Origin of the sequence: Streptomyces sp. NPDC058145 (assembly GCF_042884245.1) — a bacterium.
GTDB lineage: Bacteria > Actinomycetota > Actinomycetes > Streptomycetales > Streptomycetaceae > Streptomyces.
Map to the genome: position 1 here is coordinate 102540 of NZ_JBHVUH010000014.1, position 23286 is coordinate 125825.

Annotated in this window: 23 protein-coding genes and 1 other RNA gene; 13 read left to right on the forward strand and 11 right to left on the reverse strand. The window is 73.2% G+C overall.

Features of this window, described 5'->3' with window-relative positions; genetic code table 11:
* Window positions 1–33: 33 nt before the first annotated feature.
* A complete protein-coding gene (locus ACFVVO_RS29430) occupies window positions 34–1242 on the reverse strand; it encodes a hypothetical protein (RefSeq protein ID WP_390058885.1) in 1209 nt (402 codons plus the stop codon).
* A gap of 186 nt (window positions 1243–1428) precedes the next feature.
* On the opposite strand from ACFVVO_RS29430, the gene ACFVVO_RS29435 reads away from it, so the two are divergent.
* The 3 genes from ACFVVO_RS29435 to ACFVVO_RS29445 are packed head-to-tail and all read left to right on the forward strand — an operon-like array spanning window position 1429 to window position 4379.
* Complete coding sequence (locus tag ACFVVO_RS29435; protein WP_390058887.1) at window positions 1429–2295, forward strand: Nif3-like dinuclear metal center hexameric protein; 867 nt, start codon at window positions 1429–1431, stop codon at window positions 2293–2295.
* Entirely contained in the window at window positions 2292–3035 is a 744-nt protein-coding gene (locus tag ACFVVO_RS29440) for a zinc ribbon domain-containing protein (RefSeq protein ID WP_390059102.1), read from the forward strand. The genes ACFVVO_RS29435 and ACFVVO_RS29440 overlap by 4 nt, the downstream gene beginning before the upstream one ends.
* A gap of 12 nt (window positions 3036–3047) precedes the next feature.
* On the forward strand, window positions 3048–4379 hold the full coding sequence (locus ACFVVO_RS29445) for a bifunctional RNase H/acid phosphatase (RefSeq protein WP_390058889.1): 1332 nt from the start codon (window positions 3048–3050) through the stop codon (window positions 4377–4379).
* 36 nt (window positions 4380–4415) lie between these two features.
* Here the strand turns inward: ACFVVO_RS29445 and eda are convergent, their stop codons facing one another.
* Window positions 4416–5072 (reverse strand): bifunctional 4-hydroxy-2-oxoglutarate aldolase/2-dehydro-3-deoxy-phosphogluconate aldolase, encoded by a 657-nt coding sequence (eda, locus tag ACFVVO_RS29450; protein WP_390058890.1) that lies wholly within the window; start codon window positions 5070–5072, stop codon window positions 4416–4418.
* A gap of 89 nt (window positions 5073–5161) precedes the next feature.
* Window positions 5162–5944, reverse strand: a complete 783-nt coding sequence (gene yaaA, locus ACFVVO_RS29455) for a peroxide stress protein YaaA (protein ID WP_390058892.1) — start codon at window positions 5942–5944, stop codon at window positions 5162–5164.
* Window positions 5945–6017: 73 nt separating this feature from the next.
* On the opposite strand from yaaA, the gene ACFVVO_RS29460 reads away from it, so the two are divergent.
* A complete protein-coding gene (locus ACFVVO_RS29460; protein WP_390058894.1) occupies window positions 6018–7451 on the forward strand; it encodes an RNB domain-containing ribonuclease in 1434 nt (477 codons plus the stop codon).
* Window positions 7452–7571: 120 nt separating this feature from the next.
* Window positions 7572–7975, forward strand: an RNA gene (gene rnpB / locus ACFVVO_RS29465) — RNase P RNA component class A.
* 3 nt (window positions 7976–7978) lie between these two features.
* On the opposite strand, the gene ACFVVO_RS29470 is transcribed toward rnpB, so the two are convergent.
* Window positions 7979–8422, reverse strand: coding sequence for an ATP-binding protein (locus tag ACFVVO_RS29470; RefSeq protein WP_390059104.1), 444 nt, complete (start codon window positions 8420–8422; stop codon window positions 7979–7981).
* A gap of 302 nt (window positions 8423–8724) precedes the next feature.
* Window positions 8725–9762 carry a hypothetical protein gene (locus tag ACFVVO_RS29475; protein WP_390058895.1) on the reverse strand — a complete coding sequence of 346 codons (1038 nt, stop codon included), beginning with the start codon at window positions 9760–9762 and terminating at the stop codon, window positions 8725–8727.
* A gap of 313 nt (window positions 9763–10075) precedes the next feature.
* On the opposite strand from ACFVVO_RS29475, the gene ACFVVO_RS29480 reads away from it, so the two are divergent.
* Window positions 10076–10948 (forward strand): helix-turn-helix domain-containing protein, encoded by an 873-nt coding sequence (locus ACFVVO_RS29480; protein ID WP_390059105.1) that lies wholly within the window; start codon window positions 10076–10078, stop codon window positions 10946–10948.
* Window positions 10945–11154 (forward strand): DUF397 domain-containing protein, encoded by a 210-nt coding sequence (locus ACFVVO_RS29485; protein WP_390058897.1) that lies wholly within the window; start codon window positions 10945–10947, stop codon window positions 11152–11154. The genes ACFVVO_RS29480 and ACFVVO_RS29485 overlap by 4 nt, the downstream gene beginning before the upstream one ends.
* A gap of 73 nt (window positions 11155–11227) precedes the next feature.
* Here ACFVVO_RS29485 and ACFVVO_RS29490 read toward each other — a convergent pair whose 3' ends face one another.
* A complete protein-coding gene (locus tag ACFVVO_RS29490; protein WP_390058898.1) occupies window positions 11228–11593 on the reverse strand; it encodes a MazG-like family protein in 366 nt (121 codons plus the stop codon).
* Window positions 11594–11651: 58 nt separating this feature from the next.
* Window positions 11652–12197 carry a DoxX family protein gene (locus ACFVVO_RS29495; protein ID WP_390058900.1) on the reverse strand — a complete coding sequence of 182 codons (546 nt, stop codon included), beginning with the start codon at window positions 12195–12197 and terminating at the stop codon, window positions 11652–11654.
* Between the two features lie 126 nt (window positions 12198–12323).
* On the opposite strand from ACFVVO_RS29495, the gene ACFVVO_RS29500 reads away from it, so the two are divergent.
* Window positions 12324–12650, forward strand: coding sequence for a nuclear transport factor 2 family protein (locus ACFVVO_RS29500; RefSeq protein WP_390058902.1), 327 nt, complete (start codon window positions 12324–12326; stop codon window positions 12648–12650).
* 174 nt (window positions 12651–12824) lie between these two features.
* Here ACFVVO_RS29500 and ACFVVO_RS29505 read toward each other — a convergent pair whose 3' ends face one another.
* On the reverse strand, window positions 12825–13568 hold the full coding sequence (locus tag ACFVVO_RS29505) for an ABC transporter ATP-binding protein (RefSeq protein WP_390058904.1): 744 nt from the start codon (window positions 13566–13568) through the stop codon (window positions 12825–12827).
* Between the two features lie 42 nt (window positions 13569–13610).
* Window positions 13611–15080, reverse strand: coding sequence for an ABC transporter permease (locus ACFVVO_RS29510; RefSeq protein WP_390058905.1), 1470 nt, complete (start codon window positions 15078–15080; stop codon window positions 13611–13613).
* Window positions 15081–15278: 198 nt separating this feature from the next.
* Here ACFVVO_RS29510 and ACFVVO_RS29515 point away from each other — a divergent pair, with 198 nt between their 5' ends.
* A complete protein-coding gene (locus ACFVVO_RS29515; protein ID WP_390058906.1) occupies window positions 15279–16478 on the forward strand; it encodes a D-alanyl-D-alanine carboxypeptidase family protein in 1200 nt (399 codons plus the stop codon).
* A gap of 247 nt (window positions 16479–16725) precedes the next feature.
* On the opposite strand, the gene ACFVVO_RS29520 is transcribed toward ACFVVO_RS29515, so the two are convergent.
* Window positions 16726–17484, reverse strand: a complete 759-nt coding sequence (locus ACFVVO_RS29520) for an SDR family oxidoreductase (protein ID WP_390058907.1) — start codon at window positions 17482–17484, stop codon at window positions 16726–16728.
* 85 nt (window positions 17485–17569) lie between these two features.
* On the reverse strand, window positions 17570–18598 hold the full coding sequence (locus ACFVVO_RS29525) for a Gfo/Idh/MocA family protein (RefSeq protein WP_390058908.1): 1029 nt from the start codon (window positions 18596–18598) through the stop codon (window positions 17570–17572).
* Between the two features lie 86 nt (window positions 18599–18684).
* Between ACFVVO_RS29525 and ACFVVO_RS29530 the strand changes: the two genes are divergently transcribed.
* The 4 genes from ACFVVO_RS29530 (at window position 18685) to ACFVVO_RS29545 (ending at window position 23183) form a co-directional block, all read left to right on the forward strand.
* Window positions 18685–19980 (forward strand): multidrug effflux MFS transporter, encoded by a 1296-nt coding sequence (locus ACFVVO_RS29530; RefSeq protein ID WP_390058909.1) that lies wholly within the window; start codon window positions 18685–18687, stop codon window positions 19978–19980.
* A complete protein-coding gene (locus ACFVVO_RS29535; protein WP_390058911.1) occupies window positions 19932–21107 on the forward strand; it encodes a serine hydrolase domain-containing protein in 1176 nt (391 codons plus the stop codon). Before ACFVVO_RS29530 ends, ACFVVO_RS29535 begins: the two co-directional genes overlap by 49 nt.
* 439 nt (window positions 21108–21546) lie before the next feature.
* Window positions 21547–22542, forward strand: a complete 996-nt coding sequence (locus tag ACFVVO_RS29540; RefSeq protein ID WP_390058912.1) for a small ribosomal subunit Rsm22 family protein — start codon at window positions 21547–21549, stop codon at window positions 22540–22542.
* A 26-nt stretch (window positions 22543–22568) separates the two neighbouring features.
* A complete protein-coding gene (locus tag ACFVVO_RS29545; protein WP_390058914.1) occupies window positions 22569–23183 on the forward strand; it encodes a TetR/AcrR family transcriptional regulator in 615 nt (204 codons plus the stop codon).
* The last annotated feature ends 103 nt before the right edge of the window (window positions 23184–23286 follow it).

Sequence of the window (23286 nt, forward strand, 5' to 3'; positions counted from 1 at the left end):
CCGGCCGGATCCAGGCGGGCGCGCCGACCGGCACTACTTCGTTACAAGACGTCCAAGCGGCGCCTCTCGCAACGGCACCGGACGGACCGTCACCGGTTCCGGGGGGTCCGGTACCGGCGTCTGCCGGGGCACCTCGAGCGCCTCGGCAGCCGTGCCGTCCCGGACCGGATCCGCCGGCCCCGCCGCCCCCGGTCCCCGCTTCTCCCCCCAGGGCGCCGTCAGCTCCACCACGCCGCACGGGACCTCTTCAGTGGCGTACGGCAGCCGCAGCACCCCGTCCCGCGTCCACAGTCCGCACCCGGTCAACCACCCCTGTGGAGCCGGGAGGTGACGCACTCTCCGCTCGGCCGGCCGCCAGGTGCCGATCCAGCCGCCGAACGGCCCCTCGACGCGCAGCGCCACCGCGCAGTTCTCCGGCATCAGCACCTGACCCGGCTGGATCGCGAACGGCGTCACCGAGCAGTCCGGGACGCGCAGGCACTCCGGGAAGCGCACCGGCAGCATGCTGCCCAGGACCCCCCAGCCCAATCGTTCCTGCCCGGGGGAGGGCGCGTCCGAGGAGATCAGCAGCAGCCCGCTGTCCGGATCGGCCAGCAGCAGCCGGTCGTCGCTGCCGTCCGCGATCTGCAGCAGGGGCGAGACCTCACCACCGCGCTCAAGGTCCACCACCACCGTCTTGGTGCGCCCGTCCAGTTCCCGGTCCAGCGCGAGCAGCCGCCCGGTGCGGTCCACCCAGACCCCGCCCGAGCAGCGCCCCGGGATGTCGGCCAGTTGCTCGGGCCCGAACGCGCCGCCCGCCACCAGCCACACCGCCGTGGCCCGGGGGCCGACGGCCAGGGCGTACGCCCGCGCGCCGCCCGGCGCCGGGGGCAGCAGCGTGAGCCGGGTGCCGGGCTCCGGGCACTCCACCGCGCCCAGCGGCAGCTCACCGGTGCCCGGCCCCGTCGGGTACAGCAGGCAGAAGGTGTGCCGGTGCTCCTCCACCAGCCGGTGGATCAGCACCCGCCCGTCGCCCATCGGCTGCACCTGGGTGCCGGGCTCCTCCGGCTGGTGGCCGGGCAGCGGCACCGCGTACGGCTCCGGTCCGTCCAGCGTCCAGCGCTCCGGGAACCAGGAGTCACCGTCCGGCGCGAGACGGGCGGCGTACGCGCCGTCCGCCGTGATGGCGCACCCCGTGCCCGGCACGCCGTCGCCCTCGCCGGACCGGTCGGTCGAAGGGGGTTCGATCGCACAGACCGTCATCGTTCGGTCACCTCCGGCGACGAAGCTAGTTTTCGTACGCACAGCCGGGGGACCGGTGGACGGCGGCTTCACACATACGGGTGGCGCAGAAGCGATTCAGCTGAGGACACGGCGGCCCCTGTGCAGAGTGCTCCGGCCGAGGCGGAGGCGGTACATCCGCACAGAACGGCCAGGTAGCCTTTCCCCGTGCCCCGTCTGTCTGAAGTCATCGCCGCGCTGGAAGACCTGTGGCCCGCCGAGCGGGCCGAGTCCTGGGACGCGGTCGGCACGGTGGTGGGCGACCCCGACCAGGAGGTCGCCCGGGTCCTGTTCGCCGTCGACCCCGTGCGGGAGACCGTCGACGAGGCGGTGAAGCTCGGCGCCGATTTGCTGGTCACCCACCACCCGCTCTATCTGCGCGGGACGACCACGGTCGCGGCGTCCACCTTCAAGGGCCGCATCGTGCACACGCTGATCAAGAACGACATCGCGCTGCACGTGGCCCACACCAACGCCGACACCGCCGACCCCGGTGTCTCGGACGCGCTGGCCGGCGCGCTCGACCTGCGGGTCGTACGCCCCCTCGTGCCGGACCCCACCGACCCGGCGGGCTGCCGGGGGCTCGGCCGGGTATGCGAACTCGACCACCCGCTCACCGTCCGCGAGCTGGCCGCCCTGGTCGCCGAGCGGCTGCCGGCCACAGCGCAGGGCATCCGGGTGGCCGGCGACCCGGAGGCCGTCGTCCGCACCATCGCCGTCAGCGGCGGCTCCGGCGACAGCCTCTTCGACCAGGTCCGCGCGGCCGGCGTGGACGCCTTCCTCACCGCGGACCTGCGCCACCACCCGGCCGCGGAATTCATTGCGGCTGTCGCCCCCAGACCTCTCGCGCTGCTCGACGCGGCGCACTGGGCCACCGAGTGGCCCTGGTGCGAGCTGGGCGCAGCCCAGCTCGACGAGATCTCCGACCGTCACGGCTGGGACCTCAGGGTCCATGTCTCCAGGACGGTCACCGACCCCTGGACCGCCCACGCGGCGTCCACCGTCACCACTAACCAATTGGGAGCCCCCAACTGAACGCCGCGCCCGCCGACCAGATCCGACTCCTCGACGTCCAGGCCCTCGACGTCCGCCTGCAGCAGCTCGCGCACAAGCGGAAGTCACTGCCCGAGCACGCCGAGATCGAGTCGCTGAACAAGGACCTCACGCAGCTGCGCGACCTGCTGGTGGCCGCGCAGACCGAGGAGAGCGACACCGCCCGCGAGCAGACCAAGGCCGAGCAGGACGTGGACCAGGTGCGCCAGCGCGCCGCCCGCGACCAGCAGCGCCTGGACTCCGGCGCGGTCACCTCGCCCAAGGACCTGTCCAACCTCCAGCACGAGATCGCCTCCCTCGCCAAGCGGCAGGGCGACCTGGAGGACGTCGTCCTGGACGTCATGGAGCGCCGCGAGTCCGCGCAGGAGCGGGTGGCCGAGCTGACGGAGCGGGTCGGCTCCGTCCAGGCGAAGATCGACGACGCGACCGGCCGCCGGGACGCCGCGTTCGAGGAGATCGACGGCGAGGTCGCCTCCGTCACCAAGGAGCGCGAGGTCGTCGCCGGGTCCGTCCCCGCCGACCTGCTCAAGCTGTACGACAAGCTGCGCGGGCAGCAGGGCGGCATCGGAGCGGCCAAGCTGTACGCCCGCACCTGCCAGGGCTGCCGCCAGGAGCTGGCGATCACCGAGCTGAACGAGATCCGCATGGCGGCGCCGGACACGGTGATCCGCTGCGAGAACTGCCGCCGGATCCTGGTGCGCACCGCCGAGTCGGGTCTGTAGGGAGCCGGCGCGGTGCGGGAGTTCATCGTCGAGGCGGACGGCGGGTCACGGGGCAACCCGGGGCCCGCGGGCTACGGCGCCGTGGTGAGCGACGCGGTGACGGGGGAGACCCTGGCCGAGGCGGCCGAGTACCTCGGCGTCGCCACGAACAACGTCGCCGAGTACCGGGGCCTCCTCGCCGGCCTCCGCACCGCGCACGCCCTGGACCCCGCGGCCCGGGTGCACGTCCGGATGGACTCCAAGCTGGTCGTCGAGCAGATGTCGGGCCGCTGGAAGATCAAGCACCCCGGCATGAAGCCCCTGGCGGCGGAGGCGAACCGCGTCTTCCCGCCCGGCCAGGTCACCTACGAGTGGATCCCCCGCGCCCAGAACACCCACGCCGACCGCCTGGCCAACGAGGCCATGGACGCAGGCGCACGAGGCGAACAGTGGTCCGCGAACAGCGACGACATCGAAGCCGAAGCCATTCGTGAGGCAACGGGCACGGCGGAGACACGGGCGGCCGCCGCCGTATCCGCGGGCGAGGCGGGGGCGGGCGCGACCGGCGTGGGCGTGCCCGGTGACGACGCCGCCATAGCTGCGGGCACCCGTGCCGCCGGCGCGGCACGGGTGGGCGATGGGGGTCCCGAGCAGCAGCCCCCCAGCTCCACCACACCCCAGCCGTCCAGCCCCGCCAAGCAGTCGCAGACACCCGGCTGGAGCGCCGTCCCCGACCTCGGCACCCCCGCCACCCTCGTCCTCCTCCGCCACGGCGAAACCCCCCTCACCCCCCAGAAGCGCTTCTCCGGCAGCGGCGGCACCGACCCCTCCCTCTCCGACGCGGGCAGGGAACAGGCCCAGCGGGTCGCCGCCGCACTGGCGAGACGCGGCACCGTCCAGGCCGTCGTGGCCTCACCCCTCGCCCGCACCCAGGAGACCGCCCGCATCGTCGCCGCCCGCCTCGGCCTGGACGTGACGACCGACGAGGGGCTCAGGGAGACGCACTTCGGCGCCTGGGAGGGCCTCACCTTCGGCGAGGTCCGCGAGCGCCACCCGGAGGACCTGAACGCCTGGCTCGTCGACCCGGAGGCCCACCCCACCGGCGGCGGCGAGAGCTTCGCGGAGACCGCCACCCGGATCGCGGCCACCCGGGACAAGCTGGTCGCGGCCCACGCCGGCCGCACGGTCCTGCTGGTCACCCATGTCACGCCGATCAAGACCCTGATCCGGCTCGCCCTGGGCGCCCCGCCGAAGTCCCTGTTCCGCATGGAACTCTCCGCCGCGTCCCTGTCCGCGGTGGCGTACTACGCGGACGGCAACGCGAGCGTACGGCTGTTCAACGACACGTCCCACCTGCGTGCCTGAGCCTGTCCGGCCGAGCCCTGTCCGACCGGGCCCTGTCTAACCGAGGCCCGCGTCCCCGAGTCCCGCCGCGCCCCGCGCCAGCTCCTCGATCCGCCCCCAGTCACCGGCGGCCACCGCATCCGCCGGGACCATCCAACTCCCGCCCACGCAGCCGACGTTGGGCAGGGACAGATACTCGGGCGCGGTCGTCGGCCCGATCCCGCCCGTCGGGCAGAAGCGGGCCTGCGGCAGCGGCCCGGCCAGCGACCTGAGATAGGCCGTGCCGCCCGCGGCCTGCGCCGGGAAGAACTTCATCTCCCGCACCCCGCGTTCCAGCAGCGCCACGACCTCCGAGGTGGTGGACACCCCGGGCAGGAACGGCACCCCGGACCCGCGCATCGCCTCCAGCAGCGCGTCCGTCCACCCCGGACTCACCAGGAACCGCGCCCCGGCCGCCACGCAGTCGTTCACCTGCTCCGGCGTGAGGACCGTACCCGCCCCGACCACCGCGTCCGGTACCGCACCGGCGATCGCCCGGATCGCGTCCAGCGCGGCGGGCGTCCGCAGCGTCACCTCGATGGCGGGCAGCCCCCCGGCCACCAGCGCGCGCGCCAGCGGGACGGCGTCGGACACGTCCGACACCACCACGACCGGCACGACGGGCGCGAGATCCAGCACGGAGGCAGCCGAAGCGGAGGGCAGCGGTGAGGTCATGCCCTCATCGTGCCCAGTAGCGACACCCTCCGCAATGAGCGTTGCGCATGATGCAACGGCATGCGACGGCCACGCTCAAGCGGCCGCGCTCAGTGGACCTCCTCCACCAGCACGTCCAGCGCCCACGGCCTGCCCGCCCTGCCCGGCGCCTCCGCCTCCACCTCGTACCCGAGGTCCCGCAGCGCCGCCACCAGCTCGGCGGGGTCCTTCGGCGCGGTCCCGGCCGACAGCAGGCTCCGTACGATCCGGCCCTTCGTGGCCTTGTTGAAGTGGCTGACGACCTTCCGGGTCGGCGCGTGCAGCACCCGTACGGTCGCGGTCCGCCCGGCGACCTCACCCCTGGGCTTCCAGGCCGCCGCGTACGCGGCGGAGCGCAGGTCGAGCACCAGGCCCCGGCCGGCCGCCTCGGGCAGCACCTCGGCCATCGGCGCCCGCCAGTGCCCGGCCAGCGCGCCGAGCCCCGGCAGCTTCACGCCCATCGAGCAGCGGTAGGAGGGGATGCGGTCCGTCACACGCACCGCACCCCACAGCCCCGAGAAGACCAGCAGCGAGCGCGCCGCCCGCTTCTTCGCCGCCGCGTCCAGCGAGGCGAGGTCCAGGGCGTCGTACAGCACACCGGTGTAGATCTCCCCGGCCGGCCGGGCCCCGGCCGTGCGCAGCCCGGCGTTCTTCGCCACCTCGCCGCGCAGTCCCTCGCTGAGCCCGAGCACCTCGCGTGCCTTCTCCTCGTCGGCGGCGCACAGCTCGACCAGTTCCGCCAGCACCGCCTCCCGCGCCGGTGCCAGGCCCGGCAGGGACAGCGACTCCGGCTTCAGCGGGGCGCCACGGCCCGAGGACGCTTTTCCTTCCGAGGGCGGCAGCAGGACAAGCACGCGTACTCCTTCTCATCGGTTCAGCGCCAGCGTACGGGGTGCTGCGCACGCCCCCTCGCCCTACGCTCGACACATGCCCCGCCGCAGGATCCGGCTGACCGGCGCCCCCGAGGCCCCGCTGCGGGCCGCCCTCGCCGCGCTCCGCGCCGAACTCGGCGTACCGGAGGACTTCCCGCCCGAGGTGCGCGAGGAGGCCGAGCGTTCGGCGAAGAACCCCGTGCTGCCCTCGCACGACGCCACGGAGCTGCCCTTCTTCACCCTCGACCCGGCCTCCTCCACCGACCTCGACCAGGCGATGCACCTGTCCCGGCAGGGCACCGGCTACCGGGTCAGGTACGCCATCGCCGACGTCGCCGCCTTCGTCGTACCCGGCGGAGGGCTGGACGCGGAGACGCACCGGCGGGTGAACACCCTCTACTTCCCCGACGAGCGGGTCCCGCTGCACCCCACCGTGCTCAGCGAGGGCGCCGCGAGCCTGCTGCCCGACCGGACCCGGCCGACCGTGCTGTGGACGGTCGACCTGGACGCGGAGGGCCGTACCGTCGCCGTCGACGTGCGCCGGGCCCTGGTCCGCAGCCGCGCCAAGCTCGATTACGCGGGCGTCCAGCGGCAGATCGACGGCGGTACGGCGGAGGAGCCGGTCGCGCTGCTCAAGGAGATCGGCCGGGCCAGGGAACGGCTGGAGACCGAGCGCGGCGGCATCTCCCTCGACGCCCCCGAGCAGGAGATCACCGAGCGGGACCACACCTACCTGCTGACCTACCGCGCCCCGCTGCCCGCCGAGGGCTGGAACGCCCAGCTCTCCCTGCTGGCCGGAATGGCCGCCGCCGACCTGATGCTCGCCACCGGCACCGGCATCCTGCGCACCCTGCCCGCGGCACCCGACGGCGCCGTGGCCCGGCTGCGCCGCACCGCCACCGCCCTGCGCATCGACTGGCCGCACCACGTCTCCTACGCGGCCCTGCTGCGCACCCTCGACCCGCACGAACCGCGCCACGCGGCCTTCCTCCAGGAGTGCACCACCCTGCTGCGCGGCGCCGGCTACACGGTGTTCCAGGACGGCGACCTGCCCCCGATCACCACCCACGCCGCCGTGGCCGCCCCCTACGCCCACTGCACGGCCCCGCTGCGCCGTCTGGCCGACCGCTACGCCTCGGAACTCTGCCTCGCGGCCGTCGCCGGCGAGACCCCGCCCGCCTGGGTGCGCACCGCGATCGACGCCCTGCCCCGGCGGATGGCCGAGGGCACCCACCGCGCGGCCACGGTCGAACGCGAGTGCGTCGACCTCGTCGAGGCGGCCCTGCTCAAGGACCGCGTCGGAGACGTCTTCGAGGGCTTCGTGGTCGACCTCGCCGACCACCACCCGGACATCGGCACCGTGCAACTGGAGTCCCCGGCCGTCATCGGCCGCGTCGAGGGCGACCACCTGCCGCTCGGCGAGCGGCTCAGGGTCCGCCTCACCCGGGCGGACCCGGGAACGGCGAAGATCCTCTTCGTACCCGCCTGAGCCTTCGGTGACCCGCTCTCGCTGCCCGAGCCGTTCGCCTTCGACCTGGACACCGCGGACTTCGTCCGACCGTGGGAATCGGGCGCCCCGCGCGCCCGGTAGCATGGTCGGCACGGCAGACGAGCCGGGCGGGCGGCCGCGTGAAGTTCCCGCGAGGGGCTTCCCGAGGAACGTCCGGGCTCCACAGGGCAGGGTGGTGGCTAACGGCCACCCGGGGTGACCCGCGGGACAGTGCCACAGAAAACAGACCGCCGGGGGCTCAGGCCCTCGGTAAGGGTGAAACGGTGGTGTAAGAGACCACCAGTGCCCAGGGTGACCTGGGCAGCTAGGTAAACCCCACCCGGAGCAAGGTCAAAAGGAGCGCCGTGAAAAGCGCTCTGCGCGGACGATCGAGGGCTGCCCGCCCGAGTCCGCGGGTAGACCGCACGAGGCCGGTGGCAACGCCGGCCCTAGATGGATGGCCGTCACCGAGGCCCTCGCGAGAGACCTCGGCACAGAACCCGGCGTACAGCCCGACTCGTCTGCCCCTACCGCCCCGCGCGGCCGACGGCCCGCGGGGCCTCCCTGGCGCACGGGGCCTCCCCGGTGCGGTCGACCTCGGCCCAGACCGTCTTGCCCGGTGCGGCGGGACGCGGGGTGACGCCCCAGCGGCCGGCGAGCGCGTCGACCAGCAGCAACCCCCGTCCCGACTCCGAGTCGGCGTCCGATGCCGCCGGGGGGAGCCGCGGCAGCCGCTCCGTGCGGGTGTCCGACACCTCCACCCGGACCGTCCCCGGCCGTAGCGACAGCCGGACGTGGAAGTCCCGCCCCGGAACCCGGCCGTGGGTCACGGCGTTCGCGGTGAGCTCCGCCGCGATGAGGGTGACGGCCTCGTTCGTGGACGTGCCGTACGGATAACCCCACTCGTGCAGCCGGTGCGACACCAGCCGCCGGGCCAGCCGGGCGCCGCGCGGCGTGGCGGTGAAGTGCATGGCGAAGTCGTGACCGTCGCGCGGCGGCACCTCCGAGGCGGACGGCATCGTCTCGGGGGCCGTGGCGGCGGCAGCGGGTGGCGTGCTGTTCATGGCGCCTACGCTGGCGCCACCGTGCCCCCGTGACCAGGCTGAACGCGCCTACAGCGAGCCGCTGTAGGCGGCAGGGCCGGTGCGTGTGGGCGGGTTCGAATCTCGCCCGCAGCGTGCGCAATGGGGTGGCATCCCCAGGGGCCCGGGGGCCGGATACGACTCCCGGACTCCGCCACGTTCCGGCTCCGCCGGGCGGCCCGTGCGCTCTGTCAGCACCAGCGGGTGTGCGGGCAGTTCCAGTCCCGGTCGTCGCCGCCGGACGAGCCTCCGGAGCCGTCCGAGCCGCGCGGGAGGCCGTTCGGGAAGGTGCTGTCGCGGTTCCGGTCGCCGGGGAACGGGTCGCGGTAATCCGGGTCGCCGTCGTCGTCGCGGTCCGGCAGGTTCGGCCGGTCGCCGTGCTCCCGGTCCGACTTCGGGCAGCCGTTGTCCGGGTGGGTCAGTTCGAGGGTCACCCATGCGTCGAGGGTGACGTCCGAGCCCGCGGACGGGTCGGTCACGCACACCCGCCAGCCGTCGTACTCGCCCTCGTCGGGCAGCGTGTCGTTGACGTACGCCGTGTCCGCCATCACGTGGTCGGCCGGGACACCGAGGTCCACGACCTCCTTCCGCGCCGTCTTCCAGGTCTTCCACACCAGGTCGGGCATCTTCGGCCACGGGACGGCTCCGCCGTCCTCCTTCGGGCAGGGGGCACCGGCCCGCACCGCACCGAAGTCGATCGTCTTCGTGTCGGACCACGTCCAGCCGGTCTCCTGGAAGCACACGGTCCAGTTCGACCGCATCCAGATGCTCTTGCCGTCGTCGGACGCGTTGTGGTCGCCCACGCCGAACCCGGCGGCCTCCGCCCTGTCCCGCGCCTTGTCCAGCCGCAGGCCCCGGTAGTCGGCCGCGTGCGGCCGGGGCTTGGCGGTCGGGGTGGGGGTCGGCGTGGTCACCGCGTCGACCGTGCGCCCCTTCGCCGCGCCCTTCTCGTCCGCCTGCGCCACGGTGCCGCCGGCGTCCTTCTCCTGCGGGTCCGGGACGACCGCGCCGAGCAGGGCCACGGCCCCGATGGTGGCGACCACCTTCGCGGCCTTCTCCCAGGGGTTGTCCTTCCAGATCAGGACGATCGCGAGGACCAGCATGAAGAACCCGAGGAACTCGTTGACCAGCCCCAGCAGCGGCACGGCGAGCACGAAGCCGACGCGGGCCCGGCTGGTCAGCCACCAACGGGTGCGGGGAGGGGCCGGCGGGGCGGGCGGGTGGTTCATGCGCGGTGTTCTCTTCTGGTCAGGGGGGCGGCGGGGACGGCCCCTGGGGTCACCCCCGCGTACGTCGTGTCGAGCGACGGCATCGTACAGAGTGCGCATCGGTGCCCTTGACGCCGGATGTGGGGAACTTTCGGGCTTCGGCCTGTTCACCGGGGGTGCGGGCTCTAGCGTTGACGCCGAGTGGCGGGCCGACAGGGGGCGCTGTACGTGCTCCTGCGGCGCTTGTAGGCGGAGTGGGCCGTGTCCCATCGGTGGGGTGGGGAGTTGGGCGGGCTGCTCGGTGCGCGGCGGAGGTGAACGGGCTGTGGGTGAGCTGGTGCGGGAGCCGGAGGGTACGGCCGAGGTGGGAACGCCGGGTGTGGATGCGGTGCCGGGGGCTTCTGGGGAGCTGGGGTCCGGGATTCTGCGGGTGTTCGGGCGGCAGCTGAAGCGGTTCCGGTTACGGGCGGGGCTTGACCGGGCGGAGTTCGGCGGGCGGACCGGGTACTCGACCGCGACCATCGCCGCGTATGAGCAGGGGCGCAGGGTGCCGCCCTCCAGGTTCATCGACGCGGCGGATGAGTTGTTGGACGCGGGCGGGGTCCTCCAGGAGATGAAGGACGAGGTCGCGCGGGCCCAGTATCCGGCGTTCTTCCGGGACGCGGCGCGGCTGGAGGCGGAAGCGGTTGAGCTATGGGTTTACGGGACCCATGCCGTGCCTGGCCTCTTGCAGACGGGGGAGTACATGCGGGCCGTCTTCGAGATGTGGCGTCCGCTGCTGAATGAGGAGACAGTTCAGCAGCGCGTCGCGGCTCGGCTCGCCCGACAGGATGTCTTCGCCCGCAAGCCTGCGCCACTGGTGAGCTTCGTCATCGATGAGTCAGTTCTGCGCCGACCGCTGGGCGGCCGGTCGGTCATGCGTGGGCAACTGGAACAACTGCTGCTCGTCGGCGAGTTCCGCAACGTGGAGATCCAGGTCATGCCGTTGAACCGAGAGGACAACGCGGGTGTGGACGGGCCGTTCACCGTGCTGCACGGAGATGGTGGAGATCAAGTCGCCTACTTGGAGGCGCAGGGGCGAAGCACAATGGTGACGGAGCGAACTGAGGTCCGCGGCATCGTGTCGCGTTATGGGATCATCCGAGCGCAAGCCCTCACTCCACGTGAGTCCTTGGCCTTCATCGAGAAGTCGCTGGGAGAACTATGAGCGTCAAAGGAACCGTCGGGACCTACCAGCTTGACTGGTTCAAGAGCAGCTACAGCGGCGGAGCTGGTGGCGAATGCGTGGAGGTGGCCACCTGCCCGCACACCGTGCACGTGCGGGACTCGAAGGACACGAACCGCCCTGGTGTGGCCGTCGGTTCGCAGGCGTGGGCCGCGTTCGTCGGGTTCGCCGCCGACCGGATCGGCTGAGTCGACGTCTTACTGGCGTGCCCTGTGGCTCCGAGGTGACCGATGCAGCCGGTGGCCGGGCCCGGTCCGTGGGTCACGCCGGCGGCTCCAGCGGTCGCTCGCGCACCCGCTTGAGGTGCCGTTCGAAGACCTCCCGCGCCTCCGGTGTCAGGGTGCGCAGGGCGACCAGTGCGGTAATGGCCACGTCGCAGAGTTCCGACTGGACGTCGTCCCACGTGTGGGTGACGCCCTTGCGGGGGTTCTGGCCGGTCGCGCCGATGACCGCCTCGGCCACCTCGCCGACCTCCTCGGAGAGCTTGAGGATGCGCAGCAGCAGGCCCTCCGGGCCCGGGTGGCTGCGGGTGGCCTCCAGACGGGACCAGAGTTCGTCCACGGCCGGCCAGAGGCCGGGGGTGGGATCGGCGGGACCGGCGGTGCCGGTGGTGTCCTGACGGGTCATGCCGCGCAGACTGCCATGCCGCCGCGCGGCGCTGCCCCGCTACTGCTCGAAAGGGCTCCTACTCCTCGAACAGGGCCTCCTGCTCGCCCTCCTTCTGCTGCCGCAGCCGCCGGTTCCGGGCGCCCACCACCACGGCCGTCGTCGCCGCCGTCACGCCCAGGGCCACCGGCACCATCCAGCCGCGGTCGAAGACATGGCGGAAGGCGTGGTCGAGGGAGAGGCGGCCGGGGCCGGTGATGGCCAGGCCGGCCGAGGCCAGGCCCAGGGACGCCGCGTGCTCGTAGCCGCCCTCCTGGGCGAAGAAACCGTTGGGCATGTGGACCGCCGACGCCCCGGCCATCGCGCCGGCAGCCGCCGCGCCCGCCGCCGGGGTCGCCAGGCCCAGCGCCAGCAGGACGCCGCCGCCGGCCTCCGCCAGGCCCGCCGCCGTCGCGCTCGCCTTGCCCGGCGCGTAGCCGACGGACTCCATGAACTGGCCGGTGCCCTCCAGGCCGTGCCCGCCGAACCAGCCGAACAGCTTCTGCGCGCCGTGCGCGGCCAGCACCCCGCCGGTCCCCAGCCGGAGCAGCAACAGGCCCACGTCGCGTCGGTCGTAACAGGTCACGGTGACTCTCCATCAGCAGGCGACAGGTCCCCTCCGCGTTCCCACCGTCGCACCCCTCACCCCACCGGGCCCGTCCTGGATGGCGTTCGGGTGGCGATGGTGGGGGACCGGTGTGAGCCTGACGTCATGACCATTCAGCCAGCCAAGCTGCGCGATCCGGCCGTCCGGGCGTTCGTCCACGCCGTCAACGCCCACGACCGCGACAGCTTCCTGTCCCTCCTCGCGCCCGACGCGACGATGGCCGACGACGGCTCGGACCGCGACCTCGCCGACTGGATCGACCGGGAGATCTTCTCCTCCCACGGCCACATGGAGGTCGACAACGAGTCCAACGGCGGTCACACCCTCCTCGCCCGCTACTGCAACGACACCTGGGGCGAGATGCGCACCAGGTGGACCTTCGTCGTCGGGGACGACGGGCGGATCTCGCGGTTCGAGACCGGGCAGGCGTAGCCGGGGAGAGGGTACGAGCTGCTGCGGAGGGGCTGGTCCGTACGCGGGCGCATGCGCGGGTGGACGCTCGAGGGCCGCTCATCATCACGGAGTCGGCCGATGGTGGGCCGTCTGCCAGGGCGATGAGCGGCCCCTCGGGCCGGCACGGTGGATCAAGGGCCGATCAGCGGCCGGTCAGTAGCCGTGTCCGCCGAACCGCTGCTGTGCGTACTGCTGCTGCACGGCGTCCCGCCGCACCGCGGACCCCTGCTCCGTCAGCGTGATCCGGCCCGCGTCGATGGTGGCCAGGCGCGGGGCGCGGCGGGCTATGGAGGAGTCGTGGGTGACCATGACGAAGGTCAGCCCGTGCTCCCGCCACAGGCCCTCCAGCAGGGCCATGATGTCGTCGCGGGTGCCCTCGTCGAGGTTGCCGGTGGGCTCGTCGGCGAGCAGGACCCTGGGCTTCTTCACCAGCGCGCGGGCGATGGCGACGCGCTGCTGCTGGCCGCCGGACATCTCCGAGGGCACGTGCGCCAGGCGTTCGCCGAGGCCGACCGAGCGCAGCGCCTCGGCGGCCCGCTCGCGGCGCTCGGCGGGCCGGACGCCGAGCGGGACCAGGGCCGTCTCCACGTTCTCCTGGGCGGTCAGGGTCGGGATGAGGTTGAACGCCTGGAAGATGATGCCGATCTTCTCGGCCCGCAGCCGGGTCAGCTTGGCCTCGCCGATGGCGCCCAGGTCGACGCCGTCCAGCTCGACGCTGCCGGCGGACGGGCGGTCCAGGCCACCGATCATCTGCAGCAGCGTGGACTTGCCGCCGCCCGTCGGGCCCTGGATGACGAGCTGGTCGCCGTCGGCGATGGTGAGGTCGACGCCGCGCAGCGCCTCCACCGTCTCCTTGCCCCGCGTGTACCGCTTGGTGACGCCGGTGAGTCTGTACATGGGATCTCCGTGACGAAAGGACGTGAAGAGAGGGGGAGGGGACTACGAGACGCTGCGCAGGGCGTCGGCCGGGCGCATCCGTGAGGCACGCCAGCCGCCCATGGCACCGGCGATGAGTCCGCCGGTGACCGCGAGGCCGACGGCGAGGGCGATGGTCGTGATGGAGACGGGTGCGGACAGCGCGATCTCCAGGGTGTTCTTCGCGGCCTGCTGCCCGGGGCCGCCACCGCCGGGGCCGCCGCCCGGGCCGCCGCTCATGCCGCCGCTGCTGCCGCCGAGCTGCGCGGTGAGCTTCGGGCTGATCGCGGTCACCGTGCAGGCCGCCGCGAGACCCAGGGCGATGCCGAGGGCGCCGCCGATCAGGCCGTTGACCATGGATTCGCCGACCACCTGCCGGGTCACCTTGCGGCTCGGCCAGCCGAGTGCCTTCAGGGTGCCGAACTCCCGCACCCGGCGGGACACCGCCGAGGAGGTGAGCAGCGCGGCCACCAGGAACGCGGCGGCCAGCACGGCGACGGACAGCCACTTGCCGACGCTGGAGGCCAGGCTCGAGGCCGTGGACAGCGAACCGGAGACGGTGGAGGCGAGGTCGGAGGAGGTGGTGACGGTCGTACCGGAGATGTTGCTCTGGATGGTCTTCTTCACCACCGAGATCCGCTTCGAGTCCGTCGCCTTGACGTAGATGGTCGTGACCTTGTTCTTGGCGTCACCCAGCGACTGGGCCTGCTTCAGCGGCAGGTAGACGTCGGTGGTGGAGTCGCCGCTGTCCGGGGTGGCGATACCGATGACCGTGTACTTGGTCCCGGAGATCCTGATGGCCGAACCGACCTTGTACTTCTTCTCCTTGGCGTACGACTTGGCGACCACCGCGGCCTTGGCGTTCGTCTGCGCCGAGGTGAACGTCTTCCCGGAGGTGATCTTCATGGTGGCCAGTGGGCCGAGGGCCTGGTCGGTGACGTCGACGCCGGCCACCGAGTAGCTGTTGACGTCGAAGTCGGCGCCGCCGCCCTGTACCTGCGGCTGTCCGCTGCCGCCGCCGGTCCCGCCGGGACCGCCCTGCTGCTGGGAGCCGGACGACGAGGTGGACGAGTTGGCCTTGCCCTGGGTGAAGGAGCCGTCGACCTTGGTGACGTTCAGGGACAGGGCGCCGACCGCCGCCGACACGCCCTTCTGCGCGGCGACCTTCGCGACCAGCGAGGACTTCAGGGCCTCGCCGCCCTGTGTCATCACCCGGTCGGAGCTCTGCGTGGACGTGCCGCTCTGCTTGGCGTCGAACTTGAAGTTCGGCCCCTGTGAGCTGTTCGCCTTGGGGGCCGAACGCGCCTTGGTGACCGTCATGTCGGTGCCGAGGCCGTACAGCGATTTCAGGACCTTGTCCTGGGCCTGCGTCATGCCGGCCGACACCGAGTTGACGGTGATGACCAGCGCGATACCGAGCGCCAGACCCATCGCGATCACCAGAGCGGCCTTCTTGCGGCGGCTCAGCTCGCGCTTGAGATAGATGCCAAACATCCCGTTCCTCGAAGGTTCTTGGCGCCCGCTGTGGGCGCGGCCACAAGCTAGGGAGGAACCTTTGACGGGGCCTGGGTAAAGGATGTGCAAGGGCTGAGAAGGCGGGTGACTCACCGGATTCTCATGGGACGGCAAATTCCGGTCGTCTACCCGGCTCCTGCGGACAAACTCCTGTTCGACGCGGTGTACGGTCCCGGGGTGCGTGATAGTTCCCGGCTCAGCCGGCGTGCCGTCCTCGGGCTGACGGCCGCCGCCCTTCCCCTGTCCGTGGCCGCCCCGGCCGCCGCCACCACCGTCGTGGGCGGTGAGCGGCTGGCGCGTGGCGGAGTCCAGGTGCGCGGCGCCTCAGGACCGCCCAGGAAGCTCGACGCCCGCGCGTGGCTCGTCGCCGACGGCGAGAGCGGCGAGGTGCTCGCCGCGTTCAACGCGCACCGGCGCCTCGCCCCCGCGTCCACGCTGAAGATGCTCTTCGCGGACACCGTGCTCAAGAAGTTCGACCGCACCGAGCGGTACAAGGTCACCGACGAGGACCTGGCCGACGTCCCGGCCGGTTCCAGCCTGGTCGGCATCAAGCCCGGCATCACCTACACCGTCGAGCAGTTGTGGCAGGGGGTGTTCCTGCGCTCCGGCAACGACGCGGTGCACGTGCTGTCGCACATGAACGGCGGCATCGCGAAGACGGTCGCCGAGATGCAGGCCAGGGCGGAGGACCTGCAGGCCCTGGACACCCGGGTGGTCAGCCCCGACGGCTTCGACCACAAGGGGCAGCTCTCCTCGGCGTACGACCTCACGCTGTTCGCCCGGCAGGGCCTGAAGGACGCCGACTTCCGGGGCTACTGCGGCACCCGGACCGCCGACTTCCCGGCGGGCGGCAAGAAGACCTTCCAGATCCAGAACACCGACCGCCTGCTCACCGGGGCATGGGGTCTCGACGTGTACGAGGGCCTGATCGGCGTGAAGAACGGCTACACCAGCCACGCCGGGAACACCTTCACCGGTGCGGCCACCCGGGGCGGCCGCACCCTGCTGGTCACCGTGATGCATCCCCACGTCGGCGGCAACGCCGTCTACGAGCAGACCGCCGCGCTGCTCGACTGGGGCTTCGGGAAAGGGAGTTCGGCGCAGGCGGTGGGCGCGCTGGCCGAACCGCTCAGCGCGGGCGGGGCGAGCGCGAGTCCGGCGCCGGGCACGGCCCGGAAGGCGGCACAGGCCGCGGCGGGCGCCCCCGGGTCGGCGTCCGGGCACACCTCGTCGTGGCGGCTGCTGGAGGGCGCCGCCGGCTCCGCGGCCCTGCTGGGCGCGGGTGCGTGGGCGGTGCGCCGGCGGTTGACCCGGGGGAGGGCGGCCGGGGCCGAGGCGCAGCCGGAGAGCGAATCCGCCGGACGCCACCGGATCTGAGCCGCCGGGAGCCGAAGGGGCCGTAACACGATTTGCGGCAGCCGTTCCGCCGGCCGGTGCGCACCTCGCGGTCGCCCGCGGGCCCCACCCCCAACCTGCGGCCGGTGGAACGGCTGCCGTCTCCCCCCTCGGTATGGCTACGGGGCCCCCGTGCTCCAAGTGTGAAGCTCTTGTGAAGAGAAGTTGACCATATGGGGCCGGTCGGCCGCAATGCCGCAGATGTTCGACTTCCGTCGCCCAACCGCCCTCAGCCGCGCCCGATGTAGGGCATCGCGGTCGCCAGCACCGTCGCGAACTGCACGTTCGCCTCCAGCGGCAGCTCGGCCATGTGCCGCACGGTGCGCGCCACGTCCGCCACGTCCATCACCGGCTCGGGAGCCGTCTGCCCGTTGGCCTGGAGCGCGCCGGTCTCCATCCGGGCCGTCATCTCGGTGGCCGCGTTGCCGATGTCGATCTGGCCCACGGCGATGCGGTACGGCCGTCCGTCCAGCGACAGCGACTTGGTCAGGCCGGTCAGCGCGTGCTTGGTCGCGGTGTAGGCGACCGACATGGGCCGGGGCGTATGGGCGGAGATGGAGCCGTTGTTGATGATCCGGCCGCCCTGCGGCTCCTGCTCCTTCATCCGCCGGTACGCCGCCTGCGCGCACAGGAACGCCCCGTTGAGGTTGGTGTCCACCACGTGCCGCCAGGCCTCGTAGGGCAGGTCCTCGACCGGCACCCCGCCGGGCCCGAAGGTGCCCGCGTTGTTGAACAGCAGGTCCACCCGGCCGAACCGCTCGACGGCCGCCGCGAAGAGCGCCGCCACGTCCTCGGGCCGGGACACGTCGGTGCGTACCGCGAGCCACGGGCCCCCCGGCGCCCGCGCGGCCGTCGCTTCGAGCGTCTCCGTGCGCCGGCCGGCCAGGACCACCGACCAGCCTGCGCGCAGCAGTTCCACGGCGACGGCCCGCCCGATGCCGGAACCGGCGCCGGTCACCACCGCGATCTTCGATTCCCTGTCAGTCATGGCTCCGCAGCGTAGGCGGCAGATCCGCCATGCGGAATCGGCTGTCCGCCATACGGTTGGAGCCGGTTCAGGAGCCGGGCAGGTCCTAACCGGCGACCGCGGCCGCGGCCGCGGGCACGGCCTCCCCGGGGTACCGCACGCCGATCCGCTCCCGGATCGCGTCCAGCGTGCGCATCACCGCGAGGCTGCCGTCCAGCGGCACCAGCGGCGACTCCCGCTCGCCCGCCCGCAGTGCCCGCATCACCTCGGCCGCCTCGTGTCGCAGGCTGGTGCGCGGCCCGTCGGCCGGTTCCGCGGTGAACTCCTCGCAGTCGCGGCCGTCCCGGTGCAGTACGAAACGCTCGGGGTGGAAGAAGCCGGCGGGGATGTCGATCCGACCGAGGGAGCCGGTGACCGAGGCGGTGGTCCCGGTACCCCCGGCGATGGAGCAGTGCAGCGAGGCCAGCGCGCCGCTCTCCCAGGAGAGCAGGGCACCGGTCTGGAGGTCGACGCCCTCCGCCGAGAGCACCGCGCTCGCGGCGACCGCGTCCGGCTCACCGAGCAGCAACTGCGCGAACGACACCGGATACACCCCGAGGTCCAGCAACGACCCGCCGCCGAGCGCCGGGTCCCGCAGCCGGTGCGCCGCCGGGAACGGGCCCGCGAGACCGAAGTCGGCCTGTACGGTGCGGACTTCACCGATCGCCCCGTCGTCCACCAGTGCCTTCAGCCGCCGCACCAGCGGGTTGCAGTACATCCACATCGCCTCCATCAGGAAGCGGTCGTGCTCCTTGGCCAGCGCCACCAGTTCCCCGGCCTCGCGGGCGTTGAGCGTGAACGCCTTCTCGCACAGCACGTTCCGCCCGGCCGTCAGGCACAGTCCCGCCGCGGCCCGGTGCGCCGCGTGCGGGGTGGCGACGTACACGACATCGATGTTCGGGTCCGCGGCCAGCGACTCCCAGTCGCCGTAGGCCCGGGTCACCCCGAACCGCTCGGCGAACGCCTCCGCGGACTCCGCCCTGCGCGAGGCGACGGCCACGATCTCCGCGTCCGGCAGATCCACCAGATCCGCCGCGAAGGCCGCCGCTATCCCGCCCGTCGCCAGGATCCCCCACCGCACGCTCCGCTGCCCCATCCCGCCCCGCCCTCGCTCATGTGTACCTCGGCAGTGTGTACGAGCTGAGAGCATAGGTGCCGGGACAGCACGAGAGGGAGGGACGCATGCGCGAGGACACGGCGGCATCGGCACCGGAAACGGCGCACCCGGCCGGCCCCGCGTGGCCCGCTGCCGGCCCCGCACGGCCCGCCGGCCTGCTCCTCGTCCTCCTCCTCGGCGGCCTCACCGCCACCACCCCGCTGGCGATGGACATGTACCTCCCCTCGCTGCCGGAGGTCACCCGCACGCTGCACGCCCCCGCCGCCACCGTCCAGCTCACCCTCACCGCCTGCCTGGCCGGCATGGCCCTCGGGCAACTGGTCGTGGGGCCGATGAGCGACCGCTGGGGGCGCCGCAGGCCGCTGCTGGCCGGCCTCACCGTCTACGTCGTCGCCACCGCCCTGTGCGCGCTCGCGCCCAACGTCGAGACCCTGGTGGCGCTTCGGCTGGCGCAGGGCCTCGCCGGCTCGGCCGGGATCGTCATCGCCCGGGCCGTCGTGCGCGACCTCTACGACGGCCTGGCCATGGCCCGCTTCTTCTCCAGCCTGATGCTGGTCTCCGGGGTCGCCCCGATCGTGGCGCCGCTGATCGGCGGCCAGATCCTGCGGGTGACGGACTGGCGGGGCGTGTTCGTCGTCCTCACCGTGACCGGCGCCGCCCTCACCGCCCTGGTCTGGGCGCGGCTGCCGGAGACCCTGCCGCCCGCCCGCCGGCACCAGGGCGGAGTGGGGGAGGCGCTGCGCGCGATGCGCGGCCTGCTCGCCGACCCGCCGTTCAGCGGCTACCTGCTGGCCGGCGGCTTCGCCTTCGCCTCGCTGTTCGCCTACGTCAGCGCCTCGCCGTTCGTCGTGCAGGAAATCTACGGCGCCTCCCCGCAGACCTTCAGCCTGCTCTTCGGTATCAACTCGGTCGGGCTGATGATCACCGGTCAGATCAACGGCAAGCTGCTGGTCGGCCGGGTCGCCCTGGACAAGGTGCTCGCGGCCGGCCTGGCCGTGACCGTGCTCGCGGCGGCCGCCCTGCTGCTGATGTCCGCCGGGGCCTTCGGCGAGGTCGGCCTGGTCCCGGTCGCCGCCGCGCTCTTCGTGCTCATGTCGGCGATGGGCATCACCCTGCCCAACGCCCAGTCCCTCGCCCTGCTGCGCACCCGGCACGCCGCAGGATCCGCCTCCGCGCTGCTCGGCACCTCCTCCTTCCTGATCGGCGCGGTCGCCTCCCCGCTGGTCGGCGTCGCCGGGGAGCACACCGCCGTGCCCATGGCGATCGTCCAACTGGCGGGTACGTTGGTCGCGGTGGCCTGCTTCGTGGGACTGTGCCGTCCCTGGAGGGCCCGTACGGGGCCGGAGGGAGACCACAACTGAGCACGCCGAGACTGCGCCCCGGCACACCAGAACGAGCCGGGCTCGACCCCACGGAACTCGGGCACCTGGCCGACGAGGTGCACGCCCTGACCGCCGGAGTGCGCCCCTGGGCGGTCGGTGCCGTCGTGCTGGCCGGACGCGGGCCGGTGGTCGCCGTCGCCGAGGCCGCCGGCTGGGCGGTGCGCTACGCCTCCTACGACCCCGAGACCGGCACCGGTGTCGAACTGCCGCCCGCCGAACGGGTCCCGGCCGGTGTCGACACCCCCTTCGACCTGGCCTCCCTCACCAAGCTGTTCACGTCCGTCGCCGCCGTGCAGCAGATCGAGCGCGGCACCCTCGGCATGGACGCCCGGGTGGGCGCCTACCTGCCCGAGTTCACCGCCGCCGCCGAACACGGCATCACCGTGCGGCAGTTGCTCACCCACACCTCCGGGCTGCGCCCCGAACTCCCGCTGTACGAGAGTCCGGACACCGCCGCCCGGCTGGCGATGCTGCGGGCCGAGGCGCCGGCCGCCGCGCCCGGCACCTACATCTACTCGGACCTGAACATGATCCTGCTCCAGTTCGTCCTGGAGCGGATCACCGGCCGGCCCCTGGACGTGCTGATCGAGGACGGCATCACCCGGCCGCTCGGGATGACGGCGACCGGCTTTGGACCATGCCCCGGAGCGGCGGCCACCGAGGACCAGCGGCTGCCGTGGGCCAAGGCGGACCGGGGGATGCTGCGGGGCGTGGTGCACGACGAGAACGCCTGGGCGCTCGGCGGGGTGGCGGGTCACGCGGGCCTCTTCTCCACCGCGCCGGACCTCGCGGTCTTCTGCCGGGCCCTGCTGGCGGGCGGCGCGTACGGCCCCGCCCGCATCCTCGGCCCCGACTTCACGGAACTCCTGCTGGCCCCGCCCGGCCTGGGCTTCGCCGTGGACCAGCCGTGGTTCATGGGCGAGCTCGCGGGCCGGGGAGCGGCGGGCCACACCGGTTTCACCGGGACCTCCCTCGTCCTGGACCCCGCCACGGACACCTTCCTGGTCCTGCTGGCGAACACGGTCCACCCCCGCAGACGCCTGCCGGACAGCAGACCGAGGGCGACCGTGGCAACCCATCTGTCCCGAGCCGTCCGCGGGGCGTGAGCGGCGGACACTCCCGCGTCGCTGTGCCTGACCGCCGGGCGCTGCGGTGCCGTGGAGCGTGGCCGCCGCGCGCTGCGGTGCCGTGGGGCGCGGTGCTTGGGCGCTTCGGTGCTGGGGGACGACACCTCGGGTACTCCCGCGTCGCTGTGCCTGACCGCCGGGCGCTGCGGTGCGGCGGGGCGTGCTCGCCGGGCGCTGCGGCGGCGTGAAGCTGAACCCGGGCACTTCGGTGCGTGAAGCCGAACCCTCGGCCGTCCCGGTGCCGCGGGACGCGCTCGCCGGGCGCTTCGGTGCCATGGGCCGTGTGCCGTAGGGCGCCTCCGGTGCCATGGGGGCGTGATCCCCGTGTCCCGGCGCCGTGGGGGCGGACTCCCCGGGTGCCCGGCGTCACTGGTCCCACCGGGATCGGTCCCCTCCGGGTTGCTGAGAGAATCGCGGGGTGAACGCCCCAGCCTCCCCAGCCGACGCCCTCCGTGCCTCTGTCACCGCACTGCTCGACGGGCTTCCGCCCAGGCAGGCCGCCGGGGCCGTGGAGCGGCTGATCGCCAGCTACCGGGGCGACACCCCCACCCGCACCCCGATCCTGCGCGACCGCGCCGACGTGGCCGCGTACGCCGCCTACCGGATGCCCGCCACCTTCGAGGCGGTCCGCTCGGCGCTGGAGGCGTTCGCGGACGCCGCGCCCGGCTGGGCACCCGGCAGCCATGTGGACGTCGGCGGCGGCACCGGCGCGGCGACCTGGGCGGTGACCGCCACCTGGGACGGGACACGGCCGGTGACCGTGCTCGACTGGGCCGAACCCGCGCTCGCCCTCGGCCGGGAGATCGCCGCCGCCAACCCGGCCCTGCGCGACGCCCGCTGGGAACGCGCCCGGATCGGCACGGCACTCACCCTCGACCCCACCGATCTCGTCACCGTGTCGTACGTCCTCAACGAACTCGCCGAGGCCGACCGTGCCGCCCTCGTGGACGCCGCCGCGGCCGCCGCGCAGGCCGTCGTGATCGTGGAGGCCGGTACGCCCGCGGGCTACGAGCGCGTCATCGAGGCCCGCGACCGTCTCGTCCGCGCCGGCTTCCGGGTGGCCGCACCCTGCCCGCACAGCGCCGCCTGCCCCATCGTCCCCGGCACGGACTGGTGCCACTTCTCCGCCCGGGTCAGCCGCTCCTCGCTGCACCGGCAGGTCAAGGGCGGCTCCCTGGCGTACGAGGACGAGAAGTTCAGCTACGTGGCCGCCACCCGGCTGCCCGCCGAGCCGGCCCCGAACCGGGTGGTCCGGCGCCCCCAGATCCGCAAGGGGCAGGTGCTGCTGGACCTGTGCGAGGCGGAGGAGCGGCTGGGCCGGACGACCGTCACCAAGCGCCACGGCGGCCTGTACCGGGCGGCCCGGGACGCCGACTGGGGCGACCCCTGGCCGCCCCAGGACCCGCCCGCGTAGCCGCGCGGGCTTGTTAGCGTCAGCCCATGGTCAAGAAGCCCGCCCCCGACGCCACCCGGCGCAGTGAGAAGTCCCGCCGGGCGATCTACGCCGCCGCCCTCGCCCTGGTCGGCGAGACCGGCTACCGCAAGACCACCGTCGAGGGGATCGCCGCCCGCGCCGGGGTCGGCAAGCAGACCATCTACCGGTGGTGGTCGTCGAAGGCGGACGTCCTGCTGGAGGCGTTCCTGGACCTCGGGGAGCAGGCGGCACGGGCGGCGGGACAGCAGCCCTACACCCTCCCCGACACCGGCGACCTCGCCGCCGACCTCAAGACGGTGCTGCGGGCCACCGTGGACGAACTGCTCGACCCGTGCTTCGAGACGCCCGCCCGCGCGCTGGCCGCCGAGGGCCTGGTCGACGAGCAGCTCGGCCGCGAGTTCGTCGACAAGCTCCTGCAACCCCAGCTCCAGCTCTACGTCGACCGGCTGCGCTCGGCGCAGGACACCGGCGCGGTACGCCCCGACCTCGACCCGCGCATCGCCCTGGAACTCTTCGTCTCCCCGCTGGCCCAGCGCTGGCTCCAGCGCACCGGCCCGATCTCCTACGACTACACGGACACCCTGGTCGACTACGCCCTGCACGGCCTGGCCCCGCGCTGACCTCCTGCGCGGCGCGTATCGTCCGGTTTCTCCGGATGGCACCGGTGACACCCCGAAGCGCAGGAGGATGGGACGATGAGGCATGCTGTCCGCACCAGGCGAG

Bases quoted from the DNA above. Each gene is read 5' to 3' on its own strand.
- ACFVVO_RS29430 (WP_390058885.1), bottom strand. From the start codon at position 1,242: ATGACGGTCTGTGCGATCGAACCCCCTTCGACCGACCGGTCCGGCGAG.
- eda (WP_390058890.1), bottom strand. From the start codon at position 5,072: ATGACCTCACCGCTGCCCTCCGCTTCGGCTGCCTCCGTGCTGGATCTC.
- ACFVVO_RS29460 (WP_390058894.1), top strand. From the start codon at position 6,018: ATGCCCCGCCGCAGGATCCGGCTGACCGGCGCCCCCGAGGCCCCGCTG.
- ACFVVO_RS29470 (WP_390059104.1), bottom strand. From the start codon at position 8,422: ATGCACTTCACCGCCACGCCGCGCGGCGCCCGGCTGGCCCGGCGGCTG.
- ACFVVO_RS29475 (WP_390058895.1), bottom strand. From the start codon at position 9,762: ATGAACCACCCGCCCGCCCCGCCGGCCCCTCCCCGCACCCGTTGGTGG.
- ACFVVO_RS29485 (WP_390058897.1), top strand. From the start codon at position 10,945: ATGAGCGTCAAAGGAACCGTCGGGACCTACCAGCTTGACTGGTTCAAG.
- ACFVVO_RS29490 (WP_390058898.1), bottom strand. From the start codon at position 11,593: ATGACCCGTCAGGACACCACCGGCACCGCCGGTCCCGCCGATCCCACC.
- ACFVVO_RS29500 (WP_390058902.1), top strand. From the start codon at position 12,324: ATGACCATTCAGCCAGCCAAGCTGCGCGATCCGGCCGTCCGGGCGTTC.
- ACFVVO_RS29505 (WP_390058904.1), bottom strand. From the start codon at position 13,568: ATGTACAGACTCACCGGCGTCACCAAGCGGTACACGCGGGGCAAGGAG.
- ACFVVO_RS29510 (WP_390058905.1), bottom strand. From the start codon at position 15,080: ATGTTTGGCATCTATCTCAAGCGCGAGCTGAGCCGCCGCAAGAAGGCC.
- ACFVVO_RS29520 (WP_390058907.1), bottom strand. From the start codon at position 17,484: ATGACTGACAGGGAATCGAAGATCGCGGTGGTGACCGGCGCCGGTTCC.
- ACFVVO_RS29525 (WP_390058908.1), bottom strand. From the start codon at position 18,598: ATGGGGCAGCGGAGCGTGCGGTGGGGGATCCTGGCGACGGGCGGGATA.
- ACFVVO_RS29530 (WP_390058909.1), top strand. From the start codon at position 18,685: ATGCGCGAGGACACGGCGGCATCGGCACCGGAAACGGCGCACCCGGCC.
- ACFVVO_RS29545 (WP_390058914.1), top strand. From the start codon at position 22,569: ATGGTCAAGAAGCCCGCCCCCGACGCCACCCGGCGCAGTGAGAAGTCC.